The following is a 17,500-nucleotide window of genomic DNA, read 5'->3' as shown; positions in this document are numbered from 1 at the left end:
GGAGGGCGTATGCGTATCTGCGGCATCAAATTAACACATGACGGCGCGGTTGCGGTCGTCGAAGATGGGCGGCTTCTCTTTTGCACGGAGCAAGAGAAGCGCGACAACAGTCCACGCTATCAATCAGTCGAGAATCTTGATGCAGTCGTGCTCGCCTTGGCGGAGCACGGCCTCGATCCACGAGATATCGATCAGTTCGTCATCGACGGCTGGGATGGGGAGATTGAGTCGCAGTTCCAAGTCCTGAGTGGAGCTGTGCCGATCGGGCTGAAGGGGGCGCCATACGTCGAACGCGCTAATGAGGGGCTTCTTGATTCCGTCGACGGCTTTGGCCTGATCCTCGGCGGCAAGACGTTTCCATACAAGAGCTACCCTCACGTCACTGGCCACGTCGCGTCAGCATATTGCACCAGTCCTTTCGCCAGCGCGGGAAACCCGGCGTTCTGTCTGGTATGGGACGGAAGCATCTTCCCACGCCTTTACTATGTTGAACCTCGGGGCGCGCGGCTCATTGCATCGCTGTTTCCAATCATCGGCCACGCCTATGCCGCCGCGGGCCTCCACTTCGGGCCTTACAAGCAGCCGAACCGCGCCAGTTGGGACTTGGGCATCGCAGGCAAGCTGATGGCATACGTCGCCCTTGGCGCTGTCGACGAAAGCATCGTGGCGGTTTTTCAGGAGCTCTATGAAAAGCGCTTCGCGGCCGACACGGAGCAGGCTCGTCGCTACCGCGCGGACATTCATAATGCGGAATCGTCTCTTGCAGCTATCCACGAGTTCTTCGAGGCAAGCGCTTGGCGCCTGACAGACAAGCGAGCGGAGGACGTTCTCGCGTCGTTTCACGTGTTCCTGGAACGTCTCCTTGTCAAGGAAATGGCGATGGTTCTGCTGCGGCACTCGTCGCTTCCAGGAGCGCGAAATCTATGTATCGCCGGAGGTTGCGGCCTCAATATCAAGTGGAATAGCGCGCTTCGTGCGACGGGATTGTTCGATGATGTCTGGGTGCCGCCGTTTCCGAATGACAGCGGCTCGGCAATCGGCGCTGCTTGCAGCGCGATGGCGGCGCAAGATGGCTTCGGGCCGTTGGAATGGACAGTCTACAGTGGTCCGTCCCTGCAGGACAGCGAGCTTCCGTCGGATTGGGAAGCCGCGCCTTGCAGTCTGCGTGAACTAGCGGTGATTTTGGCTGGCAATAAGCCGATCATCTTCCTTTCCGGGCGCGCCGAACTTGGGCCGCGGGCGTTGGGCGGCAGAAGCATTCTTGCAGCCCCGACGTCCCCTGCAATGAAGGATCATCTCAACAACATCAAGCGTCGCGAGCACTTCCGACCGGTGGCGCCGATCTGTCTGGAGGATCGAGCACCGGAGATCTTCAGCCCTGGTACGCCAGATCCGTACATGCTGTTCGATCACCAAACCCGGACGGAATGGCGTGACAAGGTCCCCGCCGTGGTTCATCTTGACGGCTCGGCGCGGCTGCAGACAATCTCGCGCAACTCTGCGCACAAAATTGCCGCGCTGCTCGTGGAATTTGAGCAACTTACGGGCATTCCGCTGCTCTGCAACACCAGCGCTAACCTCCACGGACGGGGCTTTTTTCCGGATGCTGCGGCGGCCTGCCAATGGGGGCGTGTCGAGCACGTTTGGTGCGATGGCCTGCTCTGGACCAAAACAGCCGTTCAGAAGCCATCGTCCGCGGAACGACTTCTGCTAGCCTGAGATGCCCATGTCCACGGTAGCGATCGACCTTGCCGGCGTGAAGAAGTCTTTTGGCGACAAGGTCATCGTCAATGAACTGTCGTTCTCGGTTGCGCGCGGAGAGTGCTTCGGTCTGCTTGGGCCCAATGGAGCCGGTAAGAGTACGATTGCGCGTATGCTTCTCGGCATGATGTCGCCGGACGGAGGCAAGATTACGGTCCTTGATGAGCCTGTGCCTTCCCGCGCTCGTGTGGCGCGTGCGCGCATCGGCGTGGTGCCGCAGTTCGATAACCTCGAACTCGAGTTCACCGTGCGAGAGAACCTATTTGTTTTTGGCCGTTATTTTGGCATGAGCACAGGCGAGATCGAGGCGGTCGCGCCCTCGCTACTCGAGTTTGCGCGCCTCGAAAGCAAGGCGGACGTGCGCGTCTCCGAGTTGTCCGGTGGCATGAAGCGGCGGCTGACGCTGGCGCGCGCCCTGATTAATGATCCACATCTACTCGTGATGGACGAGCCTACAACTGGCCTGGACCCGCATGCGCGCCACCTGATTTGGGAGCGCCTGCGAGTGCTGCTCGCGCGTGGCAAGACGATCCTGTTGACCACTCACTTCATGGAAGAGGCCGAACGCCTGTGCGATCGGCTGTGCGTGCTCGAGAGCGGATGCAAGATCGCGGAAGGCAAACCCGACGCCTTGATCAACGAGCATATCGGCTGCAACGTGATTGAAATTTATGGCGGGGATCCTCATCAGCTCCGCGATCTGATCAGGCCTTATGCTCGACACATCGAAGTAAGTGGAGAGACGCTTTTCTGTTATGCGCCACGCCCAGAGCAGGTACGCGTGCACCTGCGCGGGCGGGCGGACCTTCGTATTTTGCAGCGCCCGCCCAATCTCGAAGACGTGTTTTTGCGGTTGACCGGGCGCGAGATGGAGAAATGAGCGATGGGCGAAAGTTATGCGGCGGTAATGCCGGCTAACGCGTACAACTGGATCGCGGTATGGCGTCGAAATTTCCTGGCATGGAGGAAAGGCGCGCTTGCGTCGATTCTCGGCAACCTCGCAGATCCATTAACCAATCTGTTTGGCCTCGGCTTTGGCCTTGGACTTTTGGTGGGGCGCGTTGAGGGAACGTCTTACATCGCGTTCCTCGCGGCAGGCATGGTCGCAACCAGCGCCATGACGTCCGCCACGTTTGAAACCATGTATGCAGCCTTTGCACGCATGGATACCAAGCGCACCTGGGAAGCAATCCTCTCTACTCAGCTCACGCTGGGTGATATCGTTCTGGGTGAACTGGTGTGGGCGGCCAGTAAGGCTGTTCTGGCCGGAACAGCGATCGGGATCGTCGCCGCCACGCTGGGTTATGCGTCATGGCCATCCATCCTGTATGCGATGCCAACAATAGCCCTTACTGGCCTTGTCTTCGCCAGCCTGGCGATGGTCGTCATATCTCTAGCGCCGAGTTACGATTACTTCGCGTTTTACCAGACACTCGTCATCACCCCTATGGTGTTCTTGTGTGGTGTTGTCTTTCCAACAAGCCAGCTGCCCGGCTCATTTCAGCACTTCGCCAGCTTGTTGCCGCTCGCACATTCGGTCGACCTTGTGCGCCTAGCCATGCTTGAGCGGGGCGCCGAAAGTACAGCCATGCACGTAGGTGCGCTCTGCCTCTACGCGATCTTGCCCTTTTTCGCATCGACAGCACTACTTCAGCGCCGTCTGCTACGTTGACGTAAGTTGAGCGAAATGGGGAAGTCAAATCGATGCAAGTCACGATGCTTTCTACCGTAACTCGGGATGACCTGGCGTGTTACCGCAGTTTCTGCAATGGCCTCGAGAGGGCGCGTCGAGCCAGTCTACGGCCGACTGTTCGGTCGATCGCGTCGGAAGCCTTGGCTGCTATTTCTGAGCGCCTGTTGCTAGGCGCCAAGGCGCACGTTGCAGTTGTGGTGTGCTGTCTGGCCTGCGCAGCCGGCGGAGCATGAAGGTACGGATTGGATCGGCGGGACGGCCGTTGGCCTTCTCGTCATAATGAATGGAGAACGGGATGTTGTGCCTGGGAGTAAGCGGTGGTCTTGACAGAATCTATGAAAGCTCTCCGGAGCTGCCGGGTACATTTCTTCACGATGGCGCGGCGGTTCTTGTGCAAGATGGCCGCGTAGTTGCGGCTATCGAAGAGGAACGCCTCAACCGCGTCAAGCACTCCAACAAATTCCCGGGCAATTCGATCCAATACTGCCTTTCTGCCGCAGGAGTTGAGCTTGGCGAGATTGACCGTATCGCGTTCTACGCGACTGAAGCCTACTGCAAAACCATGCTCGAGCGTCTTTCTGTTTCGCGCCCCCTTCCGTTGGACCCCAAATTGCTGCTGCGGCAGCTGCTGATACGGGAGTTCGGGACGGAGATCGATCCGTCCCGGGTTTCCTTCGTAAATCACCACGAAGCGCATGCCGTGAGCGCGTTTGCCATGTCCGGCTTCGAGCAAAGTCTTGTTCTTGCGATTGACGGCCGTGGCGACTTTCTCTCAGGCTTATTGGGCGTGGGGTCCGGCACCGAGATTGAGCCACTTGTAAGCTTCCCGGAACATAACTCCTTGGGGCTGTTCTATCTCGAGACGATCCGGTATCTCGGCTACGGGTTGTTTGACGAGTACAAGGTGATGGGGCTTGCACCGTATGGTGATCCCGCTCGCTATCGCGAGCTCTTCGCGCAATTCTACGAGTTGTTGGACAGCGGCGGATATCGCGTTCATTTGGATCGAATTGGTCCGGCCCTGGTCCGCAACATCGAAGTCCGGCGAAAAGGAATGCCATTCACCCAGCAGCATCGAGATGTCAGCGCTTCGCTGCAGGAGGCGCTGGAGCGAATCGTATTTCATATCCTGCGGTACCATCGCGAAACGACGGGCATGGCGCGCTTGTGCCTGGCTGGCGGGGTTGCCCATAATTGTACGCTGAACGGTAAGCTGCTTTATTCTGGGCTATTTGACGACATCTTTGTTCAACCCGCGGCGCACGACGCCGGTTGCGCACTCGGCGCTGCTTTGATTGCATCACGCGAGCTAGGGAGGCCAGCGCCGCGCGAGCGACTACCGGACGTTTATTGGGGGCCCGATCTCGGGAACGAGGAAGCCATAGAGCATGAGCTCAACGCATGGTCGGGCCACCTCGACATTCAACGAAGTGATGACATAGCATCCAGTGCGGCAGACTGGATGGCAAATGGCGCTGTTATCGGCTGGGTTCAGGGCCGCTCTGAGTTCGGCCCACGTGCGCTCGGTAACCGCAGCATTCTTGCGGACCCGCGGCCTGCGGCAAATAAGGACCGCATCAACGCGATGGTCAAGAAGCGCGAGGGCTATCGCCCCTTTGCGCCATCTGTACTGGAGGAGGATGCGAGCGAGTTCTTTGAGCTCCCGGACGGCACTCAGCAGCTCCCCTTTATGAACTTCGTGGTTCGTGTGCGTGAGGCCAAGTGTAACGTGCTCGGTGCCATCACGCACGTTGATGGGACTGCTCGGCTGCAGACTGTATCGCGCAAGACAAATCCCACCTATTGGGATCTAATTAATGCGTTCAAAAGGCGAACGGGCATCCCCATTCTTCTAAATACCTCATTCAACAACCATGCTGAGCCGATCGTGCAGTCCGTGTCGGATGCGATCACCACGTTCTTGACGACAAACCTGGACGGACTTGTTGTTGGGCCGTTCCTCGTCAAGAAGCGGTCAGCATCACTGCAGGACTGGAGTGCAATGGGCGTGTCATTGCCGCCATATGCATCGATTCATCGTGTTCGCTCCCACACAGCGCCAGATCGTCAGGAAACGGCCTGCGAGATCCGCACGGGACATTCCGCCCACTCTAGTATGCGTATCTCACATGAGCTCTTCGAGATCTTGATGCGAATCGAGGGCGTAGCGTCGCTCGGCTGGCTTTTCGACGCCACCATGCTGGACCAGGCCAAGCGGGAAGATCTCGTAGAGGAATTGCGGCTTGTATGGGAGCTGCGGTGCGTTCGCCTGCATCCCCCGCGAGCGGCGTGCGACCACAATAGGGTGCAAAGCGAAACATAGCCGGATCTCATGAGCATGCCCTGCCGATGCCTGCAAGTGAGGGGGCAAGGCCATCCGGCGCAGATGGGTCATCGGGCACCGACTCCGGGCACGTCGATGCAAAACCGCTGAGGAAGACACGGAAAGTGTTGAGAGAACGCCGCAGATCAGGGATAGCGCTGCTATGAAGTTCTACCGACGCAGCTCGCCGGCACCGAGATTTCAGACGGTGGCGTTGGACGAGAAGATGCGTGAGATGTCTCCAGTGACATCTCTTGTCCAACCAGGAGCCCGGGAAGAGGCAATGCAGATGCTTAGCGGTTCTAGAAGTAACCGGTTCGTGGTTTCCCGGCGACGTACAGGGTTTGGCGACTGCCTCTGGTCATTGGCCGCAGCCTGGCGCTTTGCAAAGCAGACAGGACGGACGCTAGCCATTGATTGGCGGGGATCGTGCTATCTCGATGAGCCATTCACGAATGCTTTTCCAGTCTTCTTCGAGCCGGTCCAAGACATTGCTGGCGTGCAGGTGATTTGCGACGACGCGATCAATGAGTGTTCGTTTCCGGGACCATTCTTCCCTACATGGTGGAACAAGCCATCCATCGATTGCGTCTATCGCCCGGACGAGCAGATCTTCCGGGAACGCGACGAACTTGATCAACTGTTCCAAAGTAAGAAAGATAGTGACGCTAACACGGTTGTATGTGACGCCTGCCTGATGTGGCGCTGCGATCAGCAGGCCGAACGAGAGATCTTTCGGAGCATCAAGCCGCGACCTGAAATTCAGGCTCGGATTGATGCTATTTACCGCGAGCACTTTGAGCCGCACAGCGTTATCGGCATCCACGTCCGGCATGGCAACGGCGAGGATATTATGGGGCATGCTCCCTACTGGACCGACCCGGAGGGCGCCTTGCGACAGGTCTGTAATGCCATTGACAAAGCCAGGAGGTTACCTCACGCAAAGCCCGTGATGGCTTTCCTGTGCACGGACAGTTCGCTCGTGCTTGAGAGGGTTTCGGCTGTATTTCCTGATGTTTTCACGATTCCAAAACGGTTCCAGGCGCCTCATGCCGGCCCATTGCACAGCGCCGGGCTCGGAGCCGAGGGCGGCTTTTCCGCCCTTATCGAAATGTATCTCCTTGCGCGGTGCAACACCGTGATCCGCTTTCCCCCAACAAGCGCGTTCACGCGCTATGCGCGTCTCTTTGCCCCACGCGTAATAGAATTCGATTTGAACGATCCGCGCCGATTGATCTTGATTGAAGAAACGTCGCAAGAGCTGGCTTTTTCATGAAGGTCGTAGCTCGCTTGATCGATCTGATTGTCGCTTTTTGCATCCAGCAGTACTGGTTTCGCGCAGGAAATTGCCGGCCAAAGATAGGGCCGATGGTCTCGGAAACGTCGATATCGGCTCTGCCCCGAACTTCCACGGAAGATCAGAACGGTGCGACAGCCGAATGCCACCTCCTAAAACGCGACCTCAATGGCCTTGACGTGTTGCCGCCGCGTTAAATAGGTGGAAACGTCTTCGTCTTCGCCTCGGCGGATCGAAAGTCGAGGCTGACCGATGGTCGATCGCTGATGAACAGTTAGCGAGTTCCGTCGTCGCTGTCGGGCACTTTCTGGTGCGGGCGGGCGCACTCGATATCCGCAATTGATGGTACACCAAACGGTGGCCGCTTGCACGGCCCGGAAAGTCGCCATTGTTGGACACAACAGGGCAGGGCGCGGTGAAGCAGCATCATGTGCCGAAGAATCTGACGTACGAAGCTGATGACGTCAGTTTTCAGTTGGCGCGGCGTACTGGCCGCCCCACTGTCCTGATCGGTCGTTGGTCCAACGAGAGGCGCTGGCCATCCGCGCGCTTTTTCGGTGGTGCGATCACCGCGAGAGCGAGGATCGTAGCCTAGTCTGGACACAGGGTGAGTGTGCTCGCGACATGACGTAGGTGATGCATCATCGCTGTCACAAAGCACACACACGTCGTCTTGAACCCGCCAAGCATTCTGTGTACGCGACATTAGGACGCAAAACTTAAGCGAATTTACGTGCATCACAGTGGCGCAAATCCTGCTACCCGTACGCCGGCGCAACAGGAGAGGAGGCGCGCGTGGGTCTCGATCTGCCAAATGATGATCTGATCAGAGGGCCGCTACCCGAAGCACAGTTCGGTTGCCTCTTCCAAGTCCATGAAGCCCGTGTTCATCCCGGGAAACGGAAGACCATGTTGCTGACCGGAGCATCGCGCGGAATTGGTCATGCCACTGCCAAATTGTTCTCGCAGGCGGGCTGGCGCGTCATTTCTTGCGCCCGCCAAACGTTCGACAGCGAGCGATGCCCCTGGGAGGCAGCAAACGAGGATCATGTCCAGGTCGATCTCAGCGACCATCGAATGCTGCCCGGCGTGATTGCCGAGGTCAAGAAACGCTTGGCCGGCGCGCCTTTGCACGCGCTGGTGAATAATGCCGGTGTCTCGCCGAAAACGTCTACTGGCGATCGGATGACCTCGTTGACGACATCAACCGAGACCTGGATGAGGGTATTCCATCTCAATCTGGTGGCGCCGATCCTGCTTGCGCAGGGTTTGTTTGAGGAGTTGAGAGCCGCGTCAGGATCGATCGTAAATGTGACTTCGATTGCGGGTTCGCGGGTGCACCCGTTTGCAGGAAGCGCCTATGCGACGTCGAAAGCTGCCCTTGCGAGCCTCACACGCGAAATGGCCCACGATTATGCGCCGCATGGCGTTCGCGTGAACGCGATCGCGCCCGGTGAAATCAAGACGGACATGTTGTCGCCGGACACAGAAGCGCGTCTCGTGCCAGCTATCCCGCTACGCAGAGTGGGAACGCCGGACGAAGTGGCCAAGGTCATCTTCTTCCTGTGCTCAGACGCGGCGAGCTATGTAACGGGGGCCGAGGTGCCGATCAATGGTGGGCAACATCTTTGAATCAGCCAGGCTCGGCGAAGCAGATGACTTGAGCTGCAGCAGCGGTGCTTATGTTCTCCGCTGATGACGCGCACCCAACTCGCAAAAAATGAAATAACGGCACACTGTAAGTTTACCGTGCTGCCCTGGAAATGTGTCACGGTTCGATGTCATCTCGATAATATTTGGCGCTACACCCGAGAAAGACATGCCCACCGAAGCTCGCCAGCCCAAAGAAGGTACCAGGGAGGATGATCAAGATAACGGAGACCGCCTGATGCTGGACATCCCTTCCTTACGCGAAGGACTTGCGTCAGAACCTGAGCAGGAGCGCAATCACTCGGGGCAGGCGTTGCCTGAGAGCGCGCTGACCGGCATCTTCGAAATATCGAAGATACTGACCGCCCCTCATCCGCTCGAAGCCACGTTGGCAAATGTTGTTGGTGTTCTGCAATCGTTTGTGCAGATGCGCCACGGCATCGTCTCGCTGTTCGGCGATGACGGCATGCCGGACATTACAGTGGGTGCCGGCCTGAGCGAAGGCAGCGACGAACGTTACCTGATGCGCCTGCCGCGGGCGCCAATCGACCGGATCGTCGCGACGGACAGGCCTCTTGTCGCCGAGGACGTGGCCGCCGAGCCGGCATTCAGCGCTGCCGACCGGGAAGTGTTCGGCGCCTCCGATGATGTCCCGGTGTCGTTTATCGGGGTTCCGATCCGCATTGATGCGAAGGTCGTGGGTACACTGACCATCGATCGCATCCGGGACGATAGCTCAAGCCTCCGACTCGATTACGATGCGCGGCTGCTCGACATGATCGCAAACCTGGTGGGACACACAGTGAAGTTACATCGCTGGTTTGCCGGCGATCACGAACGGTTGATGGCGGAGAAAAACCATCTACAAAAGCAGATTGTTGAGCTCAGGCCGCCCGCTCGGGAACGGAAGAAAGTAAATGTCCATGGGATCATTGGCAACAGCCCGGCGGTGCGCGGGCTCCTCGAGAAGATTGCCGTCATAGCTAAATCGAACAGCACGGTTCTGCTACGTGGCGAATCCGGCACTGGCAAGGAACTCGTAGCCAAGGCCATCCACGAATCGTCGCCCCGCGCCAAGCGGCCGTTCGTCAAGCTGAATTGCGCGGCGCTTCCTGAGACCGTCCTGGAATCGGAATTATTTGGCCATGAGAAAGGCGCCTTTACTGGTGCGTTCAGCTCACGCAAGGGACGTTTCGAACTTGCTGACAAAGGAACGCTATTTCTGGACGAGATCGGCGAGATCTCAGCTCCCTTCCAAGCAAAGTTGCTGCGCGTCCTGCAAGAGCAGGAGTTCGAGCGCGTCGGCAGTAACCAGACTATTAAGGTCGATGTTCGAGTCATAGCTGCGACCAACAAGAACCTTGAAGAGGCCGTGGCAAAAAGCGAGTTTCGCGCCGACCTTTACTATCGCATCAGCGTAGTTCCCCTGCTGTTACCAGCGCTGCGCGAAAGACGCAGTGATATTCCGCTACTCGCCGGCGAATTTCTCAGAAATTTCAACAACCAGAATGGCCGTACGCTGACCTTCGAGGCGAGTGCGATCGATGTACTGATGAACTGCGACTTTCCAGGAAATGTCCGCGAACTCGAAAATTGCATCGAGCGGACAGCGACGCTGTGCGCCGGATCGTCAATCGTGCGAAGCGATTTTGCTTGCTCACAGGGCCAGTGTCTTTCTGCGAGGCTAGGGAGAAGTACATCGGACCAGAGGAATCGCCCGGGACCCACTGCGCTGGTGCCCGCAAAGTCCATCACTCCGCTAGGTGAAGCAACCTCGCCGCTCGCGTCCATCGACGACGAACTGGCCCCACCGGTGCCCCCCGGCACTGCTCTCGTAAGTGGTCCGAAGCCGGCCGATCGCGAGCGGGTCATTGCGGCAATGGAAAAATCTGGCTGGGTGCAGGCAAAGGCAGCTCGCCTGCTCGGACTAACGCCGCGCCAGATCGGCTATGCCCTGAGGAAATATGGAATCGAGATAAAGCGGTTCTGAACGACCAAATCTGCCGGAACTGCACTATAGTTGAGCCATTAGCTAGTTGGTCCATCTCCGGTGAGAAATTCCATCGCAGTCTGAAGGGACTGAGTCCGCCCTCAGCGCACGACTTGGCCATGAGCGAAAGGCAGCCGCCTGCTTGCGGCCTTTCTGTCGCAGAGCTCACCCGGTTCGCTGACAGACGGACTTGCACGCAGTGACATACAGAATGTCACCTGCTCGCCATGCAAGCGCGAACCGCCAGTTGGTCGACATCTAACCAGCTATGTTGCTTATCCCTCAATCCGGCTCGGCCTGCGTGAGCGGCAATGCTCATTGACCACCCAACCGGTCCGCCGGCCGCTCGTGACAACGGCGGTAATCTGTCGCAAGCTGACCTGGTGCCGCTCAGCAGACGCCTTTCGGAACAGCGCTGTCGTAGCCCCGACGTGTGTCGGCATTCGCTCGTCATGAAGAGCCGGTTAGAGGGGAGCATCAACGGTCTAAGCCTCTGGGTGGCTAGACGATTCGAAAAGGGCGGCGATGGCACAAAGTTTGCTGTTGTCTTGGCAGTGTCGCCAATTTGGAGCAACACCGTGCACAATGTCGTCTGCATCAAACAGGTTCCGGATTCGGCCCAGATCCGCGTGCACCCCGTGACCAATACAATCATGCGTCAGGGAGTGCCGACTATCATCAACCCATATGACCTATTCGCACTCGAAGCCGCGCTGGAGCTACGCGATCGGTTCGGCGGCGAAATTACCGTGCTTACAATGGGACCGCCATCGGCGGAAGATTCCTTGCGAAAGGCACTGACCTATGGCGCCGATCGCGCCGTACTACTCACCGATCGCTGCTTTGCAGGCTCGGACACCCTGGCCACAACATACGCACTTGCAACAGCCATCCGCAAAATTGGCAAGGAATATGGCCCGACAAACCTCATCTTCACGGGAAAGCAGACCATCGACGGTGATACCGCGCAGGTTGGGCCCGGCATCGCAAAGCGGCTAGGCGTTCTGCAGCTAACCTACGTCGCCAAGGTCAGATCCTTAAATCTCGCCGCCCATACAATCGAAGCGGAACGACGCTCCGAAGGAGGCGTCCAGGTGCTGCGCACAAGGCTGCCGTGTCTCATCACCATGCTAGAGGCAACGAATCAAATTCGGCGGGGCGCGATGGCGGACGCCTTGCGTGCCGCGCGGGCCCAAATCGTGAAATGGAGTGCGCACGACGCCGGTGTCGAAGACATCACCAAATGCGGCCTCAAGGGCTCGCCGACAGTTGTCAAGCGAGTATTCGCTCCCTCTGCGCGGGCTGAGAAGGCGGTGCTGGTTGAGGCGGCCGAGCAACCGGCGCAGGCACTGATAGACGCGATTTTCAAGCATCAGCCGAAGCTCGAAGCTGATCTTGCCGCACTGGCCCGAGCCGGTTGATCTCCAGAGTCCTGGCAACGATGGATCCAAACGTCAAAGGATGTCGGAACGCCGGGAGGCACCGGCGTCCAGCGAGCTCGCAACGTATAGCTACGCATCTCAGCCGGCCGACCTGCGCATTCTGGTCCATTGACCTTCTTAGATTGCTTGCGATCACCTCGGCCCCATCCTTCCATCGGCTAAATTTTCCTCGATCGGAGCCCGGAGCCGACCGCGAGTGCCAAGCGCATCGATAAAGGGCTGCGCGTGCGTCCAGATCCTACTGTATGGTCGTGCTTGACAGCGGTGAAGCCGGGGGGCGCGCGTAGTTGTTGAATGAATACGGAATACGTCAGCGACAGCATCGCAATGCGAGTGCGCCGCGGGCGCGAAGGTCACCTACGTGGCAGCTTTGGAGCAATCTCCGTACTTCAAACAGCGCCCTAGCCGTGGCTGATTGCGCACTGTTTGGTTTTCGACGGCGGTGCAAGGCCTGTCAGGTTCAATACACCTTCCATGAGGGGGCGCGACACTTCTCAACGTATTCACAATATTTGAGAGACTGCACAGGTTGGCACGCTGATTGCTTGAAGCTTCCAAGAACACAGCCTCGTGGTGGTGCTCGCGAACGCGAAAGCTAGCGGCGCTCTCTTTACGGCGCTTGAGCCGGCCAGCAGCCGGCTCTTCGCGCAGCTTGCGGCCGAAGGCTTCAGTAGCCCGATAGATGCAGATTGGTTCTTGCAATGCTGTACCAAGCTCACAGCCATTCGATTAACCTGCAGGAGCAGCAACCGCGGGGCGTGGTCCATCATGACAGCTCGCGAAAGCTCGAAGCGCCGGGCGACCAGACGCGCCACTCGGCCACGTGACGTAACCTCCCGCTTACGCCATGAGTCTGCAAGTCAATGCTAGCCGTGCTGGACATTCGCGCTATCGGACTACTAGTGGACCTGAATCGGTTGGATCGCCGCCGCTCAAACTGATGAAAGCGTTCCCTGGATGCGCGTGAGCAGGAGTGAGACATGCCGCTGTCTGATGCCGCGGGATAACCATCAAGAGTTTCGCCTGGATGGTGAACGCGATCATAGGCCCATCGAACCAATGAACTTCTCGATCGCGGCGGCCAATGGTTGGCCGGGATCCGAGCTTGCTTCGTCAAGGGGGCTTCTCTCCTTATCGGCAGGGATCAAATGAGATCTCAAGCGTCTCGATTTACACACGATCAGCCTCCGCATATATGCTGCGAGTATTTGACTGAGCAGGCGCGGGCCCTGTTCGGCCCGCACCCCTTCGCCGCGGAGATGTCCGAAGAGCAGGTCGCGAGCCTATTGCCTGAATACCTGGCGATGTCACAAGCCTTTCCGTACCTTCAAGCCGGCTCGCAAAGGGATCTCATATTCGACGCAATGCATTACAACCGAGATCTTGCAAAGGACATTGAACTGACCAGCGTGGTTGCGAATTTCATCTGTTGGGATGAAACAGGTGGGTTTGGCCGCGTTCTCCAGGGCGGCAAGGCGGCGCTACCCGATATTCTGGCGACTGAGAACTTTCATTCAAACCTGCTTAGAAAGGATGCGTCGCGACTACTCGACAGAGCAATACGGCCCAACTACAGCGCAAGAACGAAGCGTTACCTACATTCTCTCTATGCCGGATTGTCATCGAATGATCCCTTAGTGCGTTGCGCCTACATGGTCGCATTTGAGCTACATGCTGCGGAGATGATCCAGTCGCTATGGACCAGTCTGGTTAAAACCTTCAACGCGCGGTCTGACGATCTTGAGTACTTCCGCTGCCACGTCGGCGGAGAAGATCCCGCGGAGAAGTATCACGGAGAAATGACAAGTCGTCTGATTAGCGAACTTGTCCCCGCGAACCGCAATGGTCGGTTTTTGGATGAGTTCGATCGAGCCTATCGGCTCAGCTTACAATGGTGCCGCGATCTGCTCCATATTGTCCCACTTGGGGGAGATGGTCACGCGGAGATTGAACACCATGGTCGTTGCCATTGTGGCTCTGTTAAGTTCTGCGTCCGAGCGCCGCGTGAGCTCTCTGCGATTCGATGCAATTGCTCAATCTGCCAAATGTCTGGATTTCTGCACTTGCTCGTACGTGGGGACAAGCTCGGCATTGAGTGCGGCGAGGAATTCCTCTCCACGTACCGATTCAACAAGAACATCGCTCGGCACACGTTTTGCCGGGTTTGTGGCGTAAAGCCGTTCTATAGGCCGCGATCGAATCCTTCTGGATTCAGCGTCAATATTCGATGCCTAGATAGAAGAACCATCGAAGGCATAAGAATAAACGAGTTCGATGGCGAGTATTGGGAGGAAGCCTTCCACTCGATGCACCAGGGTCTGGGGTTCTGCGTCGAAGATCAAAAGGTTGGAATGGAGTCGAATGGCACGTGCAATGAATGATAAATCCCGTCTGCTTTCAGAAGAAGCTTTGACAAAGTACCGCATAGAGCTGTTGGTGAAGGGGACGGTCGTGATCGGCCCGCAGATCTTGTTCACCCAAGCTGACCTGGCCAGGATCGATCAGCTGCAGGCTGACATTCACGAAGAAGAAGTGCGGGAGGGAGATGCCGGCGACTCGCACAATGTCTTCGTCAAACGGGTGAGGGTCGACCCGCCTGGCCGCGCTCCTCGCAACGTGAGTGGTGCAGCTCCCGGGCAGATTATGCAATTACTTGAACGGGGAGACCGTAGCTTCGCGCTAAAAAAGATCTTGGGAGCCACATCAGATCACGTAATCCGCAGATGTCAAATGCATCGGATGCCTCCCGGCTCCTTTGTTGGCATCCATCTGGATGCCGCGAGCGATCCTGATTTCGAGTACTCGGTAATCGTGCAGCTCGCGAGTGACTTTGAGGGCGGCGAGTTCGTGGTATATCCAACCAGGTACGAGCAGCAGGTATTCCGACCACCACTTGGCGCCGTGCTTGTCACCACATGTAAGCTTCGGCATGAGGTGAAGCCGGTGCTGACCGGGGAGCGCCGATCACTGGTCTATTTCTGTTCAAAGCGCAGCGGCCCGAACCGCCGGATCATCGAAAGCTCTAGCGGGGTTTGAGCTGGCTGAAATGGCTTTCTGATGACTTGGGTAAGGTGAGCTCTCAGGAGAGGTTGCTAAACGTGGCCCCTCCTGATCGGACTGTCCTTCCGCGAAGGCTGCCACAATGCTGGTCCGAGGCCACTTGCAGTGATTGAGGGCGGCAGGAGCCTCGTCTGAAGTCCCGGGTCGCGCGTCTTTATGTCGACGGTCCTTGCAGCCGATCCCAAGTATTCATTCCGGAGGTGAGAACGGATGGACTTTACCTCGACTCGGCGGGGGATTCAGCAGTCGGATAGGGCGGGCTCCGCGACAGAACTCGGAGGCTTCCCCGCCGCCCAGACTCTATTCGTTCAATCCGAGCAAGCAGCCTGCGCCGGAGCGAGCGCGCCCAAAGCTTCCGGCAGATCGTCAATAGTCCCAATAACAACATTACCGGCTAGTTCTCTTCGTGTCGGCGAACAACGGTTGGCGGCGGCGCCAATTGGTCGCTGCTGCTGGTTGATCGGCGTGTGCCGGCCCGTTGCTTTATCACCATGACTCTGCCGGGTCTCACAACAACACCGTCGCAGGACAGATCGCTGCACGTTTCGGCTCCTGCCTGCATGGCCCGGCAGCAGAACGGCCATGATTTGCGGAGCGAACGATTCTGGCGGGCGGCGCCCGATGATGAACCGCTGCTCATCGACACCTCATCGGCAGGCAGTTGAGGACCGACGGACCAAGGATTGTCAGCCCTTGGAGCTGACAAAGTGGGGCCAGACGAAGAAGTTCGGGTGAATTGAGCGGCCCACAGATATGGTCGACGGGATGTCAATCAGACTGTTCCCAGTAGCCGGTGCTCCAGATGGCGGGCTGCGGGCCTGTCGCGCGCAATCACGAGGCACTCCACCGTGCCTGCCTCTTCGTCGGCGGCAAGCGGGATCACCCCCTCTTTGCGTGTGCGGTCGAACAGAAATCCTTCCTTGCGGAAACGATCATGCGCGGTTTGGACGGACCGTGATCGAACGTCTCTGACTGACAAAATAACGTTACAGCCAGAATAGCCGAAGCCCAGCAGCCGAACGGCAATACTGTGTAACACCGAGCCGCCGCCCCAGCGGCCGTTCGCTTCATTAAACAGCAACCGTCCGTCTTTCGCGAGAATGGCGTCAATGTTGATCATCCCGCGATAACCCAGGTCTCGCGCGAGCGCCACAAATCGATAGGCGTGCGCCTGGGCAGCCAGCCATTGTTCGTTCCTCAAATTGCTTGGAAGCTCAAGTCCTGTCCAGATCAAAGCTCTTTCGGTTCGATCGGTGCTTTTACGCAGACGTATGTTTCCACTGTTGATATAAACGATTGAACCATCTTCCTCGATTTCATACTCAAGATAAAACAAAGATCGCGCCAGGTGGTACGATTCCACGACCAGCGTCCTACACGAGGCTGTTGTCATCTCAGACCAAAGCGCGTCAGGATCAAAAGATCGCCATGGAATTCGGCGGGTATCTCTTGCCCCAGGTAGTGGATCGCTTTCATTGCTCGTCAGGATGACATTTCCGACTCCGCCGGCTCCATTGTCCAGCTTTACGATGACTCTACCGGTTTCGGATCTGAGGGAAGTGATCGCTCTCAATAGTTCGTTTGAGTCTGTCGTAACAGATCCATTGGGCAGCGGAAGTGCGACGCTTGTTGCCAATTGACGGAAGTGGCTCTTGCGATTCAACAGATCAGGTCCTCGCTGCAGAGCGAAGCCGTCGCCGGTCTGCGGTATGCCCAGCATGGCCGCCAGGCGTGCGACGCCTTCAGTAAAGTAGCAGGGATACAATCGCCAGTTTGAGTTCTGACGAATATGTTTCTTGATCCGCTCAACGACAGCCTCAGAAAGCAGTGTGCAGTCATCAAGCACCGGCGATTGGCCGTCGCCTTCAGGTACAAGCAGAAAAACGGTCGATGCGTCGAAATCGAGTGTCGCTCCAATGGAGGCGAACACGTCGGCCGGGATCACTACCGGGGAGACTATTACGTCGCCGGGCTGAGCAAACCACGCTGAACGGTGTGCCGAGTGCGCGGCCAGCGAAAGTTGGGCTGGTGTCAGATCAGCGCCCGACATTTGAGCCGTACCGGCATTCATGATCAAGATTCGCGGCATGTGCGGCCTTCGGGCATCTAGGCGCGATCAGGCAGTGATCATCATGCCAACAATGATGCACTTGCTGCGCCGTGGTGAAGCGCCGCGCGAAGGTTGATTTCGCAACGTCTCGATGTCACCTACGATGTAGCAGGAGAGCACAAGCCGCCTCCATACGCCGATCTCAATTGACGCTCCTCTCAGGCTGAACGCGTC

General features: G+C 57.7%; 11 protein-coding genes. 10 read left to right on the top strand and 1 reads right to left on the bottom strand.

Annotation, left to right across the window (positions count from 1 at the left end; translation table 11 throughout):
* The first annotated feature begins 9 nt into the window (after positions 1 to 9).
* The 10 genes from nodU to HZZ16_RS29720 all read left to right on the top strand — a co-directional run bounded on the left by nodU (position 10) and on the right by HZZ16_RS29720 (position 15,192).
* Entirely contained in the window at positions 10 to 1,719 is a 1,710-nt protein-coding gene (gene nodU / locus HZZ16_RS29765) for a nodulation protein NodU (protein ID WP_197953459.1), read from the top strand.
* A 7-nt stretch (positions 1,720 to 1,726) separates the two neighbouring features.
* Positions 1,727 to 2,641 carry a nodulation factor ABC transporter ATP-binding protein NodI gene (gene nodI, locus HZZ16_RS29760; protein WP_512699532.1) on the top strand — a complete coding sequence of 305 codons (915 nt, stop codon included), beginning with the start codon at positions 1,727 to 1,729 and terminating at the stop codon, positions 2,639 to 2,641.
* 3 nt (positions 2,642 to 2,644) lie between these two features.
* Entirely contained in the window at positions 2,645 to 3,433 is a 789-nt protein-coding gene (locus HZZ16_RS29755) for a nodulation factor ABC transporter permease subunit NodJ (RefSeq protein ID WP_197953457.1), read from the top strand.
* 316 nt (positions 3,434 to 3,749) lie between these two features.
* Positions 3,750 to 5,777 carry a carbamoyltransferase family protein gene (locus HZZ16_RS29750; RefSeq protein WP_197953456.1) on the top strand — a complete coding sequence of 676 codons (2,028 nt, stop codon included), beginning with the start codon at positions 3,750 to 3,752 and terminating at the stop codon, positions 5,775 to 5,777.
* 163 nt (positions 5,778 to 5,940) lie between these two features.
* On the top strand, positions 5,941 to 7,053 hold the full coding sequence (locus HZZ16_RS29745) for a nodulation protein NodZ (RefSeq protein ID WP_197953455.1): 1,113 nt from the start codon (positions 5,941 to 5,943) through the stop codon (positions 7,051 to 7,053).
* Positions 7,054 to 7,869: 816 nt separating this feature from the next.
* Positions 7,870 to 8,706 carry an SDR family NAD(P)-dependent oxidoreductase gene (locus HZZ16_RS29740; RefSeq protein ID WP_197953454.1) on the top strand — a complete coding sequence of 279 codons (837 nt, stop codon included), beginning with the start codon at positions 7,870 to 7,872 and terminating at the stop codon, positions 8,704 to 8,706.
* A gap of 187 nt (positions 8,707 to 8,893) precedes the next feature.
* Positions 8,894 to 10,714 (top strand): nif-specific transcriptional activator NifA, encoded by a 1,821-nt coding sequence (gene nifA, locus HZZ16_RS29735; protein ID WP_197953452.1) that lies wholly within the window; start codon positions 8,894 to 8,896, stop codon positions 10,712 to 10,714.
* A gap of 578 nt (positions 10,715 to 11,292) precedes the next feature.
* Entirely contained in the window at positions 11,293 to 12,135 is an 843-nt protein-coding gene (locus HZZ16_RS29730; RefSeq protein WP_197953508.1) for an electron transfer flavoprotein subunit beta/FixA family protein, read from the top strand.
* Positions 12,136 to 13,364: 1,229 nt separating this feature from the next.
* On the top strand, positions 13,365 to 14,537 hold the full coding sequence (locus tag HZZ16_RS29725; protein ID WP_246510523.1) for a GFA family protein: 1,173 nt from the start codon (positions 13,365 to 13,367) through the stop codon (positions 14,535 to 14,537).
* Positions 14,518 to 15,192 (top strand): 2OG-Fe(II) oxygenase, encoded by a 675-nt coding sequence (locus tag HZZ16_RS29720; protein ID WP_197953448.1) that lies wholly within the window; start codon positions 14,518 to 14,520, stop codon positions 15,190 to 15,192. Before HZZ16_RS29725 ends, HZZ16_RS29720 begins: the two co-directional genes overlap by 20 nt.
* 796 nt (positions 15,193 to 15,988) lie before the next feature.
* On the opposite strand, the gene HZZ16_RS29715 is transcribed toward HZZ16_RS29720, so the two are convergent.
* Positions 15,989 to 17,287, bottom strand: a complete 1,299-nt coding sequence (locus HZZ16_RS29715) for a preATP grasp domain-containing protein (RefSeq protein WP_246510522.1) — start codon at positions 17,285 to 17,287, stop codon at positions 15,989 to 15,991.
* Between the last annotated feature and the right edge of the window lie 213 nt (positions 17,288 to 17,500).

It is taken from the genome of Bradyrhizobium glycinis (assembly GCF_016031655.1).
Classification (GTDB): domain Bacteria; phylum Pseudomonadota; class Alphaproteobacteria; order Rhizobiales; family Xanthobacteraceae; genus Bradyrhizobium; species Bradyrhizobium glycinis.
This window is presented reverse-complemented; position numbering and strand designations above follow the sequence as displayed.

Coding starts and splice junctions, on each gene's coding strand:
- nodU (WP_197953459.1), top strand. CDS start 10: ATGCGTATCTGCGGCATCAAATTAACACATGACGGCGCGGTTGCGGTC.
- nodI (WP_512699532.1), top strand. CDS start 1,727: ATGTCCACGGTAGCGATCGACCTTGCCGGCGTGAAGAAGTCTTTTGGC.
- HZZ16_RS29755 (WP_197953457.1), top strand. CDS start 2,645: ATGGGCGAAAGTTATGCGGCGGTAATGCCGGCTAACGCGTACAACTGG.
- HZZ16_RS29750 (WP_197953456.1), top strand. CDS start 3,750: ATGTTGTGCCTGGGAGTAAGCGGTGGTCTTGACAGAATCTATGAAAGC.
- HZZ16_RS29745 (WP_197953455.1), top strand. CDS start 5,941: ATGAAGTTCTACCGACGCAGCTCGCCGGCACCGAGATTTCAGACGGTG.
- nifA (WP_197953452.1), top strand. CDS start 8,894: ATGCCCACCGAAGCTCGCCAGCCCAAAGAAGGTACCAGGGAGGATGAT.
- HZZ16_RS29720 (WP_197953448.1), top strand. CDS start 14,518: ATGGCACGTGCAATGAATGATAAATCCCGTCTGCTTTCAGAAGAAGCT.
- HZZ16_RS29715 (WP_246510522.1), bottom strand. CDS start 17,287: ATGAATGCCGGTACGGCTCAAATGTCGGGCGCTGATCTGACACCAGCC.